Raw genomic sequence first — 16944 nt, 5'->3', positions numbered from 1 at the left:
CGGCCGGATGGCCGGTTATTCCCGCTCCCGCATTACGGACGACGTGTCGTCCCTCATGGCCGACCGGGGTCTCCGCGAGCAACAATGGCGCGGTTCACACCGCCGATCCCGGGGAGTCCACCGTGTCGTTGCCCCCGCTCGTCGAGCCCGCCGCCGAGCTGACCGTTGACGAGATCCGCCGCTACTCACGTCACCTGATCATCCCGGACGTCGGGGTCACCGGGCAGAAGCGGCTGAAGAACGCCCGGGTGCTCTGTGTCGGCGCCGGTGGCCTCGGATCGCCCGCCCTGCTCTACCTCGCCGCGGCCGGAGTCGGCACGCTCGGCATCATCGACTTCGACACCGTCGACGAGTCCAACCTCCAGCGCCAGGTCATCCACGGGGTGTCCGACGTCGGCCGGTCCAAGGCCGAGTCCGCCGCCGCGTCGATCCGCGAGATCAACCCGCTGGTCAACGTCGAGATCCACAACACCGCGCTGGACCGGGACAACGTCCGCGAGATCTTCGCCCAGTACGACCTGATCGTCGACGGCACCGACAACTTCGCCACCCGCTACATGGTCAACGACGCGGCCGTGCTGCTCGGCAAGCCGTACGTGTGGGGCTCGATCTACCGCTTCGACGGCCAGGCGTCGGTCTTCTGGGCCGAGCACGGCCCCTGCTACCGCTGCCTCTACCCGGAGCCGCCGCCGCCCGGCATGGTCCCGTCCTGCGCCGAGGGCGGCGTGCTCGGGGTGCTCTGCGCGTCGATCGGGTCGATCCAGGTGAACGAGGCGATCAAGCTGCTCACCGGCATCGGCGAGCCCCTCGTCGGCCGCCTGATGGTCTACGACGCCCTGGAGATGGAATACCGCAAGATCAAGGTTCGGAAGGACCCGAACTGCGCGCTCTGCGGCGAGAACCCCACGGTCACCGATCTGCTGGAAGACTACGAGGACTTCTGCGGCGCGGTCTCCGAGGAGGCGCAGGAGGCGACCGTCGACTCGACGATCACCGCGCTGGAGTTGAAGGAGTGGCAGGACGCCGGGAAGGACATCTTCCTGGTCGACGTCCGGGAGCCGGCCGAGTACGAGATCGTCCGCATCCCCGGCGCCACCCTGATCCCCAAGGGCGACATCCTGTCCGGTGAGGCGCTCTCCCAACTTCCGCAGGACCGGCAGATCGTGCTGCACTGCAAGTCCGGCGTCCGCTCGGCGGAGGCGCTCGCCGCGCTCAAGGCCGCCGGCTTCCGCGACGCCGTACACGTCCAGGGCGGCGTGCTCTCCTGGATCAAGCAGATCGACCCGTCGCTCCCCGCGTACTGACCGAGGTGCCGGGGCGGCCCGTACCGCCCCGGCCCGGGTCCGTGCCGTGCCGTGCAGCGCGGCCGCGCTGGCGAATCGACGCAGATCATGCCGAGGGCCGCCACCGGCGGAGCGACGCAGCCAGGTCGGGCTGGCCGATTCTCTGAGGCGGCGGCGCGTCTGCGCAGGTAGCGTCACCGCCGTGGTCGACTTGGAAGCCGCCATCGGATTCGTGGTGGCGCATGGGGACGCGGTGGACCGTGCCCGCCTCTCCTGGCTCCGCAACGGCACTGTCGCGCCCGCCGCGTTGCTGGAGACGGCCGAGGTTGGCCAGTCCTCCGACGGCGGCTGGCCGGCCACCTGGGGTGGCGAGGTGTCCTCGATCGACGCCACCTGCTTCCGCCTGGGCGAGCTGGACGACCTGGGGGCGCTCGGTCGTCCCGCCGCCCGCCGCGCGCTGGACTGGCTGGCGTCCCGGCAGCAGGCCGACGGCGGTTGGCAGGAGGACACGTCGTTGGCCGACTCGGCACCGGAGTGGGCCCGCCCCGGCGACCCGGAGGCCGGGTTCCTGGCCTCGGCGAACGCCGGCTTCTGGCTCACCGTCGCCGGCCTGGACGCCCGTGCCTCGGGGCCGCTCGACCACCGCGTCGGTGGGGCGTACGCCGGCGTGGTGCAGGCGGCGGCCCACTCGCTGGCGGCGCGGCTGCGCCCGGACGGTGGTTGGCCGTCCTACCTGGCGGCCGGCTGGCTGAGCGCGGCGGTGCTGCACCGGCAGGAGATGTTCCAGGAGTCCGCGCGGATCCAGGTGCTGCTCGCCGAACGCATGCCGACGATGTCCCCCGGTGACGTGGCGTGGTTGGGGGCCACGCTGCGCCGCGCCGGCATCGAGCCGCAGGAGTGGATCATGGTGCGGGCGCTGCGCCGGCTCACCGAGACCCAGCGCAGCGACGGCGGTTGGGAGAGCGACGACGGCCACCAGTTCGACGTGCACGCGACCCTGGCGGCCATCCGCGCGGCCCGCCCCGCCCCACCAGCCTGAGCCCGCCCCGCCCCGCCCCGCCCCACCCCACCCCACCCCACCCCACCCCACCCCGCCCCGCCCCCCGCCCCGGTTTCGCGGCGATCTTGCAGTTTCTGTCGCCGTTGTGCGATATATGCCCCTTATGCCGGGACAGGAACTGCAAGATCGGCGGGGAGGGAGGGCGCGGGGGCGGGGAGGCGGGGAGGGGCTAGCGGAGGTGGCCTGTTCCGGTTACTACGTACTTCGTGCTGGTCAACTCGGGCAGGCCCATTGGACCGCGGGCGTGCAGCTTCTGGGTGGAGATGCCGATTTCCGCGCCGAAGCCGAACTCGCCTCCGTCGGTGAACCGGGTCGACGCGTTGACCATGACCGCCGCCGCGTCCACCCGGGCGACGAACTCGCGGGCGGCGCTCGTCGAGTCGGTGATGATCGCCTCGGTGTGCCCGGTGCCGTACCGCCGGATGTGTGCGATCGCCGCGTCGAGCGAGTCGACCACCGCCACCGAGATGTCGGCGGACAGGTACTCGGTGGCGTAGTCCTCCTCGGTGGCCGGGACCACGGCGCTCGAGTGGGCGGCCACCTCCGGGGAGCCGTGCACGGTCACCCCCGCCTCGGCGAACGCGGCCAGCACCGGCGGCAGGAACGCGTCGGCGACGTCCGCGTGCACCAGCAGCGACTCCGCGGTGTTGCAGGTGGAGAGGCGCTGGGTCTTGGCGTTCAGCGTCACCGCGACGGCCTTGGCCAGGTCGGCGGCGGCATCGACGTAGACGTGGCAGTTGCCCACGCCGGTCTCGATCACCGGGACGGTGGACTCCTCGACAACGGTGCGGATCAGCGACGCGCCACCGCGCGGAATGAGCACGTCGACGAGCCCGCGGGCGCGCATCAACTCCTTGACCGAGTCACGGGAGCTGGCGTCGAGCAGCTGCACCGCGTCGGCGGGCAGGCCGGCCCCGGCGACGGCGTCGCGCAGCACCGCTACCAGCGCGGCGTTGGAGTGCGCGGCCGACGACGACCCGCGCAGCAGCGCCGCGTTGCCGGACTTGAGGCAGATGCCGGCCGCGTCCACCGTCACGTTGGGTCGCGCCTCGTAGATGATGCCGACCACCCCGAACGGCACCCGGATCTGGCGCAGCTCCAGCCCGTTGGGCAGGGTCGACCCACGGACCACCTCGCCGACCGGGTCGGGCAACGCGGCCATCTCGCGCAGCGCGCCCGCGATGGCCTCCACCCGACCCGCGTCGAGCGCGAGCCGGTCCAGGATGGCCGCGCTCAGCCCGGCCGCGCGCCCGGCCGCCAGGTCCGCCTCGTTCGCGGCCAGGATCTCCGGGGTACGCGCCACCAGCGCGTCGGCCATCGCCACCAGCGCGCTGTCCTTGACGGTACGGGTGGCAACCGCCAACTCGGCGGCGGCGTCGCGCGCCCGCCGGGCCTGCTCGACGACGTTCATGCCGGCACAACTCCTCACAGTCGGGAAGGGCTCACAGCAGCACGAGGTCGTCGCGGTGGACGACCTCTCGTTCGTACGCCGGGCCGAGCGCCGCGGCGAGTTCGGAGGTGGAGCGGCCGAGCAGACCGGGCAGCTCGACCGCGTCGTAGTTGACCAGACCCCGGGCGACCGACGCGCCGGCGGTGTCCACCAGGTCCACCGGGTCGCCGGCGGTGAAGGTGCCGTCCACGGCGGTGATGCCGGCCGGTAGAAGCGACTTGCGCCGCCCGACGACGGCCGCGACGGCGCCCGGGTCCAGGTGTAGCCGCCCCCGGGGTGAGGTGGCGTGGGCCAGCCAGAACAGCCGGGCCGTCGGGCGTCGCCGCTGCGGGTGGAAGAGCGTGCCGACCGGTTCGCCGGCCAGCGCGGCGGTGGCCAGGTCGGCGGCGGTGAGCACCACCGGGATGCCGAAGCCGGTGGCGATCCGGGCGGCCTCGACCTTTGTCACCATGCCGCCGGTGCCGACGCCGGACCGGCCGGCCCCGCCGATGGTGATCCCGGCCAGGTCCGCGTCGTCGCGGACCTCCGCGATCCGGGTGGAGCGTGGGTTGGTCGGGTCGCCGGTCCAGAGCGCGTCCACGTCGGAGAGGAGCACCAGCAGGTCGGCGTGGACCAGCGCGGCGACCAGGGCGGCCAGCCGGTCGTTGTCACCGAACCGGATCTCCTGGGTGGCCACCGTGTCGTTCTCGTTGACGATCGGCACCGCCCGCAGGTCGAGGAGCTTGCGCAGCGTCCGGTACGCGTTGCGGTAGTGCGCCCGCCGGGTCACGTCGTCGACGGTGAGCAGCACCTGCCCGACGGTGCGGCCGTGCCGGGCGAAGCTCGCCGCGTACCTGCCGATCAGGAGGCCCTGGCCGACGCTGGCGGCGGCCTGCTGGGTGGCCAGGTCGCGCGGACGTCGGGCCAGGCCGAGCGGGGCGAGGCCGGCGGCGATGGCGCCGGACGAGACGAGCACCACCTCGCGGCCCTCGGCGGTGAGCCGGCCGAGGGTGTCGACGAGGGTGTCGACGCGCTCGTCGGCCAGGCCGCCGGTGGCGGTGGTCAACGAAGAGGACCCGATCTTGACGACGACCCGACGGGCCGACGTGACTGCGTCGCGCACCCGACCATTCTGCGTGGTCACGGCGGGACCGCCCGGCAGCGTTCCCATATGGTGGCGGATTGTGACACCTGACGAGTACGTGGAGGCGGTGCTCGACCTGGTCGAGCGAATCCCGGAGGGCCGGGTGATGTCGTACGGCGGGGTGGCCGACGCGTTGGCCGAGCGCTCGGGTCGCACCTCGGCCCGGCTGGTCGGCACCATCATGGCCCGGTACGGCGGTTCGGTGCCCTGGCACCGGGTGGTGACGGCGAGCGGGCGGCTGCCCCCGGGGCACGAGCGGGAGGCGCGGGCCCGGCTGCGCTCGGAGGGCGTGCCGCTGCGCGGCGAGAGGGTCGACATCGCGGCAGCGGGTTGGTCGCCGGAGGAGGGGGATGTGACCCGCGCCATAACATGAGTAACATTCGGCCCCATGACGACGCCGCCGGGCACCGGCAGGTCAGCCCCGGGTCCGCTGCCCCGGTCGGTGCACGCCGGCTACGCGCTCGGCTCACTGGCGACCGGCGCGTTCGGCACCGTGCCGGGCCTGCTGCTGCTGCCCTACCTGACCGACACGCTCGGGGTGGCCGCCGGACTGGCGGCGGTGCTGGTCCTGCTGCCCAAGGCCTGGGACGTGCTGGTCAACCCGTTCGCCGGGCGGATCTCCGACCGCACCCGGTCCCGGTGGGGAGCCCGCCGGCCGTACCTGCTGGTCGCCGGCCTCGCGCTCGCGGTGCTGTTCGCCTCGATCTTCGCCGCGCCGTTCGGTAGCGGCTCGGCCGCCGCCGCGTACGTCGCCTTCGCCTTCCTGGCCACCGCCACCGCGTTCGCCTTCTTCCAGGTGCCGTACGTGGCGATGCCGGCGGAGCTGACCGGCGACCACGCCGAGCGGACCCGGTTGATGACCTGGCGGATCGCCGTGCTGGCGCTGGCCATCCTGGTCTCCGGAGCGGTCGCGCCGCTGGTGGTCGGCGCCGGTGGGGACGGGCTGGCCGGGCACCGGTGGATGGGGTTGTTCGTGGCGGCGCTGATCGCCCTGGGCGCCCTCGGCGCGTTTCTGGGCACCCGGTCCGCGCCGACCGGCACCGTGGGCGAGAGCGAGCCGACGCTGCGGGCCCAGCTCGCCCTGGCCGGCGCCCACCGCCCGTTCCGGGCCCTGTTGATCTGCTTCGTGGTCCAGTCCGCCGGGGTGGCCACGATCCTGGCCGGGGTCAACTACTTCGCCGGGCAGATCCTGCGCGACGAGGAGAGCGGTCCGACGGTGCTCTTCGCCTGCTTCGTCGGGCCGGCGCTGCTGGTGATGCCGCTCTGGAGCAGGGCCGGCGCCCGGCTGGGCAAACGGGCCGCGCTCGTCGTCGCCTCGCTGATTTTGGCCGTCGGCGCGCTCGCCCTGGTCGCCGCGCCGCTGTTGCCGTCGGTCGCGGTCTACCTGGTGGTCGCGCTGCTCGGCGTGGGCTACGCCGGGCAGCAGGTCTTCGCGCTGGCGATGCTGCCGGACTGCATCGCCGACGAGACGGCCCGCACCGGTCGTCGTCAGGCCGGCGTCTTCACCGGGCTGTGGACCGCCGGGGAGACCCTCGGTCTGGCGCTCGGGCCGGGCATCTACGGTCTGGTGCTGCAACTGTCCGGCTACGTCTCCTCGGAGACCGGGTCGGCGGCCATCCAGTCCGACACCGCCCGCCTGGGCGTCCTGCTGGGCTTCACGCTGATCCCGGCGGCGCTGATCGGGCCGCCGATCCTGCTCCTGCGCCAGTACACGCTCGGTCCGCGCGGCGGCCGGGGCGACGATCAGGTCGCACGGGGCGCGGAGGACCACGACCGTCACGAGAAGGGTGCCATCACCTCATGATCGACGAGAGCACTGTCGCGGCCGGGGCGCTCCCCGCCACCGGGGTACCCGCCGAGCAGGTGCTGGCCGAGCTTCGTCAGCTACGCGGCGCGGACCGTCCCACCCACGGTGGCCGGCTGTTCGCGTACGTCTACGACCCGGCGGTGACCGGTCTGGACGACCTGACCGCCACCGCCCACGCCGCGAGCGCCCACGTCAACGGGCTGGACCCGACCGCGTTCCCCTCGCTGCTGGCCATGGAGAACGCGCTGGTCGCTGCCGCGGGCCGGGTGCTCGGCGCGGGGCCGGGCAGCGCAGCCCCGGATGTCGTCGGCAGCGTCACCAGCGGCGGCACCGAGTCGCTGATCCTCGCGGTCAAGACCGCCCGGGACGCCCACCCGGAGATCGCCGCGCCCCGGATCGTGGTGCCGTCCACGGCGCACGCCGCGTTCGCCAAGGCGGCGCACTACCTGCGGGTGGCGCTGGACGTCGTGCCGGTCTCCCCGGAGACGCTGCGCCCCGACCCGGTAGCGATGGCCGCCGCGATCCGCCCGGAGACGGTGCTCGTCGCCTGCTCCGCGCCGTCGTACGCGCACGGGGTGGTGGACCCGGTCACCGAGATCGCGGCGTCGGCCGCCGCCGCCGGGGTGCGCTGCCACGTGGATGCCTGCTTCGGCGGCTGGACCCTGCCGTACCTGCGTCGACTCGGCGAGCCGGTGCCGCCGTTCGACTTCTCCGTGCCCGGAGTCACGTCCATCTCGGTGGACCTGCACAAGTACGCGTACGCCCCGAAGGGGGTGTCGGTGCTCCTGCACCGCGATGCCGCCCTGCGCGCGGCGCAGTACTTCGCGTACGCGGACTGGCCCGGGTACACGATGATCAACCCGGTGCTCGCCTCGACCCGCTCGGGTGGGCCGATCGCCGCCGCGTACGCCACACTGCGCCACCTCGGCGACGACGGCTACCTGCGATTGGCCGCCGCCACCCGGGACGCCGTCGCCGGTCTGGCCGACGCGGTCCGCGCCGTCGACGGGTTGCGGCTGCTGGCCGAGCCGGAGTCCACAGTGGTCTGCTTCACCGCGACCGACGGCGGGCCGGACCTGTTCGTGCTGGTCGACGAGCTGACCGCGCGTGGCTGGCACACCCAGCCCCAGCTGTCGTACGCCGGTCTGCCCGTCAGCGTGCACCTCACGGTGACCGCGGCGGTCGCGCCCCGGGTCGGCGAGTTCGGGCCGGACCTGGCCGCGGCGGTGGCCGCCGCCCGGTCCGCCGGTCCGGTGCGGCTGCCCGCCGAGCTGGCGTCGGTGCTCGGCGCCCTGACCCCGGAGGCGTTGACACCGGAATTCGTCGCCGGCCTGGCCGGCGGGCTGGGCCTAAGCGGCGAGCCGGGGTCGGGCGCGGGGCCGCTGCCGGAGCGGATGGCGCTGATCAACACCCTGCTCGACACCGCGCCACCGGCGCTGCGCGAACGGCTGCTCGTCGAGTTCGTCAGCCTGCTCCAGCGCCCGGCCTGGTCCGCCGGCTGACCGGGCGGCACGGGGCCCGGCCGGGTGTTCCGGCCGGGCCCGATCGGCGGGGTCAGGAAACGACCCGCACATCCACCCTGTTGTCCCGGTAGGTCAGGTCCTGCCAGTGCCGGTCCTGGTCGTCGAAGTGCACCGCCCTGACGCTGGGCTGGTCCAGCTCCGCCGGATCGACGAGCAGGTGGAACGTGTACGTCCGGCGCTCTCCGGACCGCAGGCCGGCGGTGCGGCAGCTGGTCCCCGACTCGTCAGCCTCCTGCCACGGCCTGCAGATCGACGAGTCGGCCTTCGTCAGCGCGCCGACGAAACTCAATTCCGCGAAGCCGACCTTCGCGACGTCCACCGGTCCCCTGTTCGTCACGGTCAGGGTCAGGGTGCCCGGACGCTTCCCGCCGGCGTCCGCCGGCCCGAGTACGAGGTCGCCGCCGGTCAGCACCAGGTCGGTCAACCGGGGGTCGGTGCCGAAAGACCTCGGCCCGTCGCTCTGGGTGAAACCGTCACCCGTCCAGCGGTACGTCCGCCACTGTTGCTGGGCCCAGTAGCTCCGCATGGAGCAGCAGGGCTGGATGTCCGCGACCTGCGCCCGCACCTCGCCCTCCGCCGTGACGGCGGCATCGGTGATGTCGTCGAGCCCTTCCCCGGTGCCGACGACGCGCGCCATGGTGACGATCCGACCCTGCCGGTCCCGGTCGAACGCGACGAGTTGCTTCGCCGACGCCTCGCCGAACCGGCAGGCGACCAGTGCGACCGTCTCTGTGGCGCCGTCGTCGTCCAGGTCGGTGTAGCGCAGCTCCACATCGGTCAGCACGGATACGTAGTCGGTGCGCGACGAGGGCTGCAGCCGTACGTCTGAGGTGAGGCAGGTCTTCGGGCTGCCCGCGGGCCACGCCGGCAGGTCCACGCGGGCGGCCAGCAACTGCGCCCGACTGATCCGGCCGTCCGGCGCGGCCGGGCTGGTGCTGGTGGTGACGTCCGGCGTGGGCGGGCTGGACGGTGTCGGAGCGGGCGTGGTCGTCGACGGCGTGCCGGTCGGCGCGCCGGTCTCCGCCGGCGTCGGCAGCGACCCGTCGTCGCGGAGCGCGCCATGGGCCACGATCGGCGCGACCGCCAGCGCGACAGCGGTCACCGCCACCGCCACGGCCGTCCGTCGGCGGCGCAGGCGGAGGGTACGCCGGGCCTGCTCCGGACCCGGGCTGGCGATCCGGGTGACCGTCTCGGCGCGGTACGCGGCGAACCGATCCCGTAGCCGCGGGTCGACGTCAGACATTGCCCTCTCCTTCCGCGCTCTCGTCGAGCAACCCCGCCAGCGCCGACCGGCCCCGGTGCAGCCAGGACTTGACGGTGCCCTCGGCCACCCCCTCCTGGCTCGCGATCTCGGTGACCGGCAGGTCGGCGAGGTAGTGCAGGATGACGGCCCGTCGGTGGTTGGCGGGCAGTTGGGCCAGCGCGGCGTCGATCGCCACCCGATCGGGTGTCGGACCCGCCATCGCGGCCTCCGTCCGCCGCTGCCGCAGCAGGTGGTTGCGCGCGGTCCGGAGCCTCCGCCAGCGGCTGCGGGCGAGGTTCCAGGCGACCTGACGGACCCAGGCGACCGGGTCGTCGTACCGGGCCAGCCGGTCCCACCGGGCCAGCGCGCGGCAGAACGCCTCCTGCGCGAGGTCCTGGGCCTGCGAGAGGTCGCCCACGTACGCGCCGAGCTGGGTGGTCACGTTGCGGTAGTGCGCGTGGTAGAAGTCGTCGAAGCTCACCGGCGTGGCGCGCTCCCGGTCGACCGCGGCAGTCGCCCCCGGCGGCTCGTTGGCACGGGCTCCCGTCATCACTGTTGCTGCCCCTCCCCGTTCGCCGTCGGATGGCCCGAGGCGGTCGTCACGCTCACCGGTCGGCCAGGGGGTTGCGGACTCAACGGTCACCGGCACCGGTGCCGTGCTGGCCGTCCGCCAACAGTCACATCTCCGATCGGGGCAGCGCCCCGCGTGCGTCGCCGGCCAGACCCCCGTGCCGGCCGGCGACGCACGGTCCGGGTCAGCTGTCGCCGGAGGCGCTCAGCGTGACCTGGACGCTGTTGTCGGCCGGAGCGCCGTCGGCCACCACGCCCGCGCCGTACTGGGTGTTCAGGGCCATCTCGACAATCCCGAGGTCACCGACGACGACGTCCGACGACGCCCGGAACAGCACCGCGAACGTGCGTTCCTCGCCGGGTGCCATCCGCCCACCGGGGACCTCGAAGAACCCGCCGAAGCTCGGGGAGTCCTGCGGATCGGTGCCGGCGATCTCCACCCCGGCGGGCAGTGTCGCCTCGACCCACAGGTAGTCGTGCGGGGCGTCGCCCGCATAGCGCACGGTCACCGACAGTCGGCCCGCGTACGTCCCGTCCGCCTGCCGGGTCAGGGTGAGCGCGCCGGTCCCGGCGCCCAGCGCGGCATTCGCCACGGTGTCCTGCACGTACGGTCGCGGGTTGCGCAGCGATCCGGTGGTGGCCCGGAACAGTGTGGTGAAGTCCTTACCGGCGGCCACCTGCTGGGTGTGCCCGGGCACGACCTCGACCCGACCACCGGTGGCGCTCATCGCGTACGGGCGGGGCGCGGTCAGCACCTCGAAGGCGACGTCGAAGCTGCGTCGCTCACCCGGCTCCAGGTCCGGCCCCGGCACCGAGCACGCGAGGACCCGCCGGTTCTCCACCCGTCCGGCCTGGACGCAGGCGGTGCTGGGCGCCAACCCGTCGAACGAGCCGGAGACCGGCTCGGTGACCTGGATGCTGTAGTAGTCGGCGGCCCGACTGCGGTTGGTGATGGTCACTGGCAGTGTGCCCCGGTAACCGTCGGCGGTCGGCTCCAGGAGCAGCCGGCCCGTCGAGATGGCGGCCGGCGTCCCGGTCGACGCCAGCGCGGTGGTGCCCGGCAGCGCTGCCACCAGGGCCAGCGCCGAGCCCAGCAGCACACCGGCGCGCAGTCTGGAACGAGTGTTCATCAAGAGTCCTCCCGTGGTCCCCGTTGGCGGCGCCCCTGCTCGGCGCGCCGTACCCCGTTAAAAGTCCTGAGCGGGCCTCGGGGTTGCAGCGGAGCGCGGTGTCGGCCTGTCCGGTCCGCGACATCCGACTGTGATTCACTGTCGGTGGAGGAGAGAGGGGGCGTCCGTGCAGCTACCGGCGGTGCTCGGTGAGCCGATCCGGTTCGTGTTGAACTGGGGACGCCGCTACTCGCTCTGGGTGTTCAACTTCGGCCTCGCCTGCTGCGCGATCGAGTTCATCGCCACCAGCATGGGCCGGCACGACTTCATCCGGCTCGGCGTGATCCCGTTCGCCCACGGCCCCCGGCAGGCCGATCTGATGGTCGTCTCGGGCACGGTGACCGACAAGATGGCCCCGGCGATCAAGCGGCTCTACGACCAGATGCCCGAGCCGAAGTACGTCATCTCGTTCGGCGCCTGCTCGAACTGCGGCGGCCCCTACTGGGACTCGTACTCGGTGACCAAGGGCGTCGACCAGCTCATTCCGGTCGACGTGTACGTGCCCGGCTGCCCGCCCCGACCGGAGGCGTTGCTGCACGGCATCCTGCGCCTGCAGGAGAAGATCGCGGCCGAGCAGTCCGGCATCGGCGGGGTGCCGCAGCGGGACGCGTTGGCCGCGCCGCTGGACGCGCCACCCCGCGAGGCCGCCGCGCCCCGCTCGGTCGACTCGCTCACCGCCCCGCCGGTCCGCCCACCCACGGCGCGCTGACGGCTGCAGGCCGCCACCCGGAGCTGGTCCGGATGACGGCCCGCCGCTGGTGGGTCAGCTGGTCGGCAGGGCCAGGTTGAACGTGACGGTGTTGTCGCTCGGGTCCACGTCGGGAACCGTCTCGTCCCAGTAGTGGGTCTTCAGCTCCAGGGTGATCGGGTTCGACTCGTCCGCCGGGTCGGTCGGCCGGGTGATGTAGAGTGCCACGTCGCGCTCCTCGCCCTGCATCAGGAGCCCACCCGGCACGAAGGCCTGTGCGCTGTAGACCGGGCCGTCGAAGGGTTCGGTGAAGAGGATCATCGACCCGGCGGGCAACGGCGTGGCGGTGAGCGAGTTGGCGAGCTGCCGAGCGTCACCCGAGTACCGGACCCGGAACGGCACCCGTCGGGTGTTCTCCGGGCCGTCGGTCACCGGACCGATCAGCTCGACGGACGCGTTCGTCAGGGCGTCCTGAACGTACGTCTGCGGACGGGTCAGCGTGCCGTCGAGGGAGCGGAACCGCGCGCTGAACGGGATGGTCTCCAACGACCCGACGTTCGCTGACTGCACGGTGACCAGGCCACCGTCCGCGATCATCGGGTAGCTGCGGGGACTGGTCAGCACCTGGAAGTCGACGGTGGCCTGACGGCGCTCACCCGGGGCCAGCTCGGAACTGCGCGGGAAGGCGCAGGAACGGACCAGTCGCCCCTCCGACACGCCGTCCGATTCGCAGAGCGACTCGGGCCCACCGGAGAAGGAGCCCGCCACCGCCTCCCGGATCTGGAACGTGACGTGATCCGTGCTGTCACTGTTGTTGGTGACCGTCACGCGAATGCTGCCGCGGTAGCCGCGTTCGGTCGGTTCGAGCACCAGCCGGCTCACCGTGACGGTAGGAGCGTCGGCCGGCGCGGCGGCGGCCGGTCCGGCCCAGCCGATCGTCGCGGTCAGGCCGAGCAGGGCGGCGGTGAGCAGTGTCCCCGTACGTTTGATCATGGTGTTTCTGGTCCTCCATGGTCGACGTCCGGCAAGGGGCACGCGCACGCCCGCTGCGGGCGGTGCGATCGATCGTCGTAACCGTGGTGTCCCAGCCCCCGTGCCGTGACCGAGACATCATGGTCGATGACCGGACGGATCGCCACCTCGTTCTGGAACCGCCGCACTACCCTGCGCACCATGAGCAGCTCAGGGGGCCAGCGCGCGACGCACATCGTCGACGTGCTCAGCGCGGAGTTCGGGGCGTCGATGGCGATCGACCCGGCCGCGTTCCGGCGTAGGCTCCGGAAGATGGCGGCCTCCCCGTTCGCCTTCTACCGGGGCAGCGCCGCGCTCTTCTACGCCGACCAGCTCGGTGACTTCGCCGACGACCGCTTCCTCGACGAGCGGACCGGCCGGGTATGGATCCATGGCGACCTGCACGCGGAGAACTTCGGCACCTACATGAACGCCTCCGGGCAGTTGGTGTTCAACGTCAACGTCAACGTCAACGACTTCGACGAGGCGTACGTCGGGCCGTTCACCTGGGACCTGCGGCGGCTGCCGGCCAGCGTGGCGCTGCTCGGCTACGGCAAGGCGCTCTCCGACACGGCGATCGGGGAACTGGTGGCCGGCTTCGCCCGGTCGTACCTGACCGAGCTGCGGGCGATCGCCGCCGGCGGTGACGACGCGATCGGCTCTATCACGCTGGACAACGCCGACGGGGTGCTGCGCCGGGTGCTCCAGCAGGCCCGGCTCAACACCCGGGTCGACCTGCTCGCCGCGCAGACGACGATCGACAACGCCGCCGACCTGGACTGGTCCGACGTGAACGAGCCGGAGGAGCTGACCGGGGTGCTCGTCGACCTGGGACGGGCGGTGGCCCGGATGCACTCGGTCGCCGACGACGAGTCCAGCCACGACCTGGTGGACTACTCCACCGAGGAGGCGATCGTCGCGGCGGTGGACGGCGACGAGCCCGGTTTCGTCAACCACCTGGTGGACTTCGCGCACGCGTACGGGGTGCGTGCCCGACAGGACCACCAACTCTTCGTCGACCTGTTCCGCAACGGTCGGTTGCCCGGCATCTAGGACCGGGCACGTCCGCTCAGGACGCGAACTCGAGCACCACCTTGATGTCGTCCGGCCCCGGGGTGTACGCGTCGGCGTACCTGTTCACCGGCACCCGCCGGGTGATCAGCGACTCCAGCCAGATCTGGTCCGCGCGGGCGAGCGCCTGCGCCGCCATCGTCCAGTGCCGTCGGTTGGCGTTCACCGAGCCGAACACCACGTTGTTCTCCAGCACCAGCTCCCGGTTGAGCGCACCGGCGTCGAAGTCGATGGTCCGGCCGCCGCTGGACACCCCGGCCAGGCAGACGATCCCGTTCGGCGCCGCCTTGCACATCACGTCGAGGACGACGGTCGGCGCCCCGGTGCACTCCACCACCACGTCCGGTTCGAACGGCAGGTCGTTGACCGGCACCGCGTGGTAGGTCGCGCCGAGCCCGGCGACCAGCTCCGGCTTCGGCCCGTCGGTCGCCCGGTCCAACACGTGCACGGTGAGCCCGCGCTGGGTGCCGAGCAACGCGGCCAGCAGCCCGATCGGCCCGGCGCCGGTCACCAACACGGTCTGCGGTTGCCACTCGGCCCGGTGCCCGATCCGTTCGATGTGGTCCCAGGCCTTCGCCACCACACTCGTCGGCTCCAGCAGCACACCCACCTGCGCCAACGCCGGGTCCAGCCGGACCACGTAGGAGGGGTCGATCCGCCAGCGGTCGCGGGCGAACCCCGGCAGCGCCTTGATGCCGTGCTCGGTGTACTGACCGTTGCGGCACATGTCCCACTCGCCGACGGCGCAGTTGAGGCAGGGGACCGGGTCGGCGTGCCGGACGATCCCGGCCACCAGGTCGCCGGGTCGCACGGTGCCGCTGGCGTCCTCGATCACCCGGCCCAGCGACTCGTGCCCGATGATCAGGCGATCGGCGCCCGGCGGCGCCTCGCCGTAGTCCCCGGCGATGATCTCGTGGTCGGTGCCGCAGATGCCGACGGCAAGCGCCTCGACCAGGATCGAGCCCTCCTCGGCGGGCGGCTCCGGCTGATCCTCGACGAGGTACAGCGAGTCGGCGACTCCGGGTTGCACAGTCACAGCGCGCACGCCCTCATCTTTCCCCGCCGCAGGCCGTGCCGTACCCGAAGCCGGCAGATCGCCGCCGGCCAGGTGGAGGCCGGGGCGGCACTAGGATCAGCGGCATGACTCCCGAAGAGGTCGGCGCTCGGCTGGTGGCGTCGCTCGCGCCGGTTGCGGCGACTTCGTCGGTCTCCGGCGGGCAACGGTTCGCCCGCGCCACCGTCGACGTGCCACCGGAGAGTTGGCTGACCGCGCTGCGGACCACCCGTGACGACGCCGAGCTGGCCTGCGACTTCTTCGACTGGCTCTCCGCCGTCGACGAGTTGGCCGAGGGCTTCGACGTGGTGGCGCACCTGTGGTCGACGCGGTTGCGCCACGGCGTGCTGCTGCGTACCCGCCTGCCCCGCGACGCGCCCGCCCTCGCGTCGGTGGTCGACGTCTACCCGGGTGCCGCCTGGCACGAACGGGAGACGCACGAGATGTTCGGTATCGACTTCCCCGGTCACGGGGAGTTGCGCCCCCTGTTGCTGCCGCCGGAGTTCGAGGGCCATCCGCTGCGCAAGGAGTTCGTGCTCGCCTCCCGGGTGGCCAAGCCCTGGCCGGGCGCGAAGGAGCCGGGCGAGTCCGAGGCCGGCGGCGGGCGTCGACCGATCCGCCCGCCGGGCGTCCCCGCCCCGGGCGAGTGGGGTCCCACGCCCACCCCGGCCGGCGCCGGTGGGGTCGGGGAGGGGCCGCGTGGCGGCACCCCGGCCCGGCCCGCCGGCGGGCGTCCGGCGCGGCCCGCCCCGGGGGCCCGTCCGGCGCGTACACCCCGACCCGCCGGCACCGCCGACGGCCCGGCGCCGACCGACAGGCCCGGGTCCGGCGCGGGCCCGGCACCGACCGACCCGGGCTCTGCCGGGCCGGCGGGCGACGACCCGATTGGCCACGACGGGGGTACGGCCTGATGCCGCTCTGGTTGGAGCTGGTGCTGCGGATCGGCGGCGTGGTGGTCGCGTTCCTCACCCTGCCGTTGCTGGTCGGCCAGGCCGAGCACAAGGTGATGGCGCACATGCAGGGCCGGCTCGGCCCGATGTACGCGGGTGGCTTCCACGGGTGGGCGCAGCTCGTGGCCGACGGCGTGAAGTTCGTGCAGAAGGAGGACATCACCCCGCGCGAGGCCGACCGGGCGGTGTTCCGGCTGGCGCCGGCGGTGGCGCTGGTGCCCTACCTGCTGGTGCTGCTGGTCATCCCGCTCGGCCCGAACGACCTGGTCGGGCAACCGCTGGACATCGGCCTGTTCTTCGTGCTGGCGGTGGTCGGCGTCGGGGTGGTGGCGGTGCTCATGTCGGCGTGGGCGTCGGCGAACAAGTACAGCCTGCTCGGCGGGTTGCGGGGCGCCGCGCAGCTACTCGGCTACGAGTTGCCGCTGGTGCTCGCGGCCGCCTCGGTGGCGATGGCGGCGGGCACGCTCAGCCTGCCGGGCATCGTGGAGGCGTGGCGACCGTGGTGGTTGCTGTGGCAGGCGCCCGCCATGATCGTATTTTTCGTCGCCGGGCTGGCCGAGATCCGCCGACCGCCGTTCGACATGCCGGTGGCCGACTCGGAACTGGTCTTCGGCTACATGACCGAGTACACCGGGCTGCGGTTCGCGTTCTTCCTGCTCGCCGAGTACGTCGGGATCGTGGTGATCGCCGCGCTGACCACCGTGCTGTTCCTCGGCGGCTGGCAGGGCCCGTTCGCCGACGAGCAGTTGGGCTGGCTCTGGACCCTGCTCAAGGTCTTCGCCGTGTCCTTCGTGATCATCTGGCTCCGGGTGTCCTACCCCCGGCTGCGCGAGGACCAACTCCAACGCCTCTGCTGGCTGGTGCTGGTCCCCGCCTCCCTGGCCCAGCTCGTCCTGACCGCAACAGTCCGCCTAACCCTCTAACCGCGCCCGCGGCCCCGCG

The 16944-nt window shown here is 72.9% G+C and carries 15 protein-coding genes and 1 pseudogene; 9 read left to right on the top strand and 7 right to left on the bottom strand.

Features of this window, described 5'->3' with window-relative positions:
• Positions 1 to 55 precede the first annotated feature (55 nt).
• Positions 56 to 1304 (top strand): annotated as a pseudogene (moeZ, locus tag O7634_RS06125) (adenylyltransferase/sulfurtransferase MoeZ).
• 130 nt (positions 1305 to 1434) lie between these two features.
• Positions 1435 to 2322: a prenyltransferase/squalene oxidase repeat-containing protein gene (locus O7634_RS06120; protein WP_347404306.1), complete on the top strand. Its 888-nt coding sequence runs from the start codon at positions 1435 to 1437 to the stop codon at positions 2320 to 2322.
• A gap of 190 nt (positions 2323 to 2512) precedes the next feature.
• Here the strand turns inward: O7634_RS06120 and O7634_RS06115 are convergent, their stop codons facing one another.
• Both O7634_RS06115 and proB read right to left on the bottom strand, forming a co-directional pair.
• Positions 2513 to 3754: a glutamate-5-semialdehyde dehydrogenase gene (locus O7634_RS06115; RefSeq protein ID WP_278149171.1), complete on the bottom strand. Its 1242-nt coding sequence runs from the start codon at positions 3752 to 3754 to the stop codon at positions 2513 to 2515.
• 31 nt (positions 3755 to 3785) lie between these two features.
• Positions 3786 to 4943: a glutamate 5-kinase gene (gene proB, locus O7634_RS06110; RefSeq protein ID WP_278149170.1), complete on the bottom strand. Its 1158-nt coding sequence runs from the start codon at positions 4941 to 4943 to the stop codon at positions 3786 to 3788.
• A gap of 13 nt (positions 4944 to 4956) precedes the next feature.
• Here proB and O7634_RS06105 point away from each other — a divergent pair, with 13 nt between their 5' ends.
• From O7634_RS06105 to O7634_RS06095, 3 genes are read left to right on the top strand one after another with little or no spacing between them, the layout of a single operon-like run.
• Positions 4957 to 5289: an MGMT family protein gene (locus O7634_RS06105; RefSeq protein WP_278149169.1), complete on the top strand. Its 333-nt coding sequence runs from the start codon at positions 4957 to 4959 to the stop codon at positions 5287 to 5289.
• Between the two features lie 15 nt (positions 5290 to 5304).
• Complete coding sequence (locus O7634_RS06100; RefSeq protein WP_278149168.1) at positions 5305 to 6720, top strand: MFS transporter; 1416 nt, start codon at positions 5305 to 5307, stop codon at positions 6718 to 6720.
• Complete coding sequence (locus O7634_RS06095; RefSeq protein WP_278149167.1) at positions 6717 to 8225, top strand: aminotransferase class V-fold PLP-dependent enzyme; 1509 nt, start codon at positions 6717 to 6719, stop codon at positions 8223 to 8225. The genes O7634_RS06100 and O7634_RS06095 overlap by 4 nt, the downstream gene beginning before the upstream one ends.
• A gap of 52 nt (positions 8226 to 8277) precedes the next feature.
• On the opposite strand, the gene O7634_RS06090 is transcribed toward O7634_RS06095, so the two are convergent.
• The 3 genes from O7634_RS06090 to O7634_RS06080 all read right to left on the bottom strand — a co-directional run bounded on the left by O7634_RS06090 (position 8278) and on the right by O7634_RS06080 (position 11189).
• Positions 8278 to 9489, bottom strand: a complete 1212-nt coding sequence (locus O7634_RS06090) for a hypothetical protein (protein ID WP_278149166.1) — start codon at positions 9487 to 9489, stop codon at positions 8278 to 8280.
• Positions 9482 to 10039: a sigma-70 family RNA polymerase sigma factor gene (locus O7634_RS06085; RefSeq protein ID WP_278149165.1), complete on the bottom strand. Its 558-nt coding sequence runs from the start codon at positions 10037 to 10039 to the stop codon at positions 9482 to 9484. The genes O7634_RS06090 and O7634_RS06085 overlap by 8 nt, the downstream gene beginning before the upstream one ends.
• Before the next feature lie 205 nt (positions 10040 to 10244).
• Positions 10245 to 11189 (bottom strand): hypothetical protein, encoded by a 945-nt coding sequence (locus tag O7634_RS06080; protein WP_278149164.1) that lies wholly within the window; start codon positions 11187 to 11189, stop codon positions 10245 to 10247.
• Positions 11190 to 11355: 166 nt separating this feature from the next.
• Here O7634_RS06080 and O7634_RS06075 point away from each other — a divergent pair, with 166 nt between their 5' ends.
• Entirely contained in the window at positions 11356 to 11937 is a 582-nt protein-coding gene (locus tag O7634_RS06075; protein WP_278149163.1) for an NADH-quinone oxidoreductase subunit B, read from the top strand.
• A 54-nt stretch (positions 11938 to 11991) separates the two neighbouring features.
• Here O7634_RS06075 and O7634_RS06070 read toward each other — a convergent pair whose 3' ends face one another.
• Positions 11992 to 12909, bottom strand: a complete 918-nt coding sequence (locus O7634_RS06070) for a hypothetical protein (RefSeq protein ID WP_278149162.1) — start codon at positions 12907 to 12909, stop codon at positions 11992 to 11994.
• A gap of 180 nt (positions 12910 to 13089) precedes the next feature.
• On the opposite strand from O7634_RS06070, the gene O7634_RS06065 reads away from it, so the two are divergent.
• Complete coding sequence (locus O7634_RS06065; RefSeq protein ID WP_278149161.1) at positions 13090 to 13980, top strand: DUF2252 family protein; 891 nt, start codon at positions 13090 to 13092, stop codon at positions 13978 to 13980.
• A gap of 16 nt (positions 13981 to 13996) precedes the next feature.
• Here O7634_RS06065 and O7634_RS06060 read toward each other — a convergent pair whose 3' ends face one another.
• Positions 13997 to 15043 (bottom strand): glucose 1-dehydrogenase, encoded by a 1047-nt coding sequence (locus tag O7634_RS06060; protein ID WP_278149160.1) that lies wholly within the window; start codon positions 15041 to 15043, stop codon positions 13997 to 13999.
• Between the two features lie 95 nt (positions 15044 to 15138).
• Between O7634_RS06060 and O7634_RS06055 the strand changes: the two genes are divergently transcribed.
• Both O7634_RS06055 and O7634_RS06050 read left to right on the top strand, forming a co-directional pair.
• Positions 15139 to 15963 carry an NADH-quinone oxidoreductase subunit C gene (locus tag O7634_RS06055; protein WP_347404241.1) on the top strand — a complete coding sequence of 275 codons (825 nt, stop codon included), beginning with the start codon at positions 15139 to 15141 and terminating at the stop codon, positions 15961 to 15963.
• Complete coding sequence (locus O7634_RS06050) at positions 15963 to 16925, top strand: complex I subunit 1 family protein (RefSeq protein WP_278149159.1); 963 nt, start codon at positions 15963 to 15965, stop codon at positions 16923 to 16925. Before O7634_RS06055 ends, O7634_RS06050 begins: the two co-directional genes overlap by 1 nt.
• Positions 16926 to 16944 lie beyond the last annotated feature (19 nt).

This window comes from Micromonospora sp. WMMD1120 (genome assembly GCF_029626235.1).
Lineage (GTDB): Bacteria > Actinomycetota > Actinomycetes > Mycobacteriales > Micromonosporaceae > Micromonospora.
Note: the sequence above shows the minus strand (reverse complement) of the source record. Positions and strands in the feature narration are given on the sequence as shown.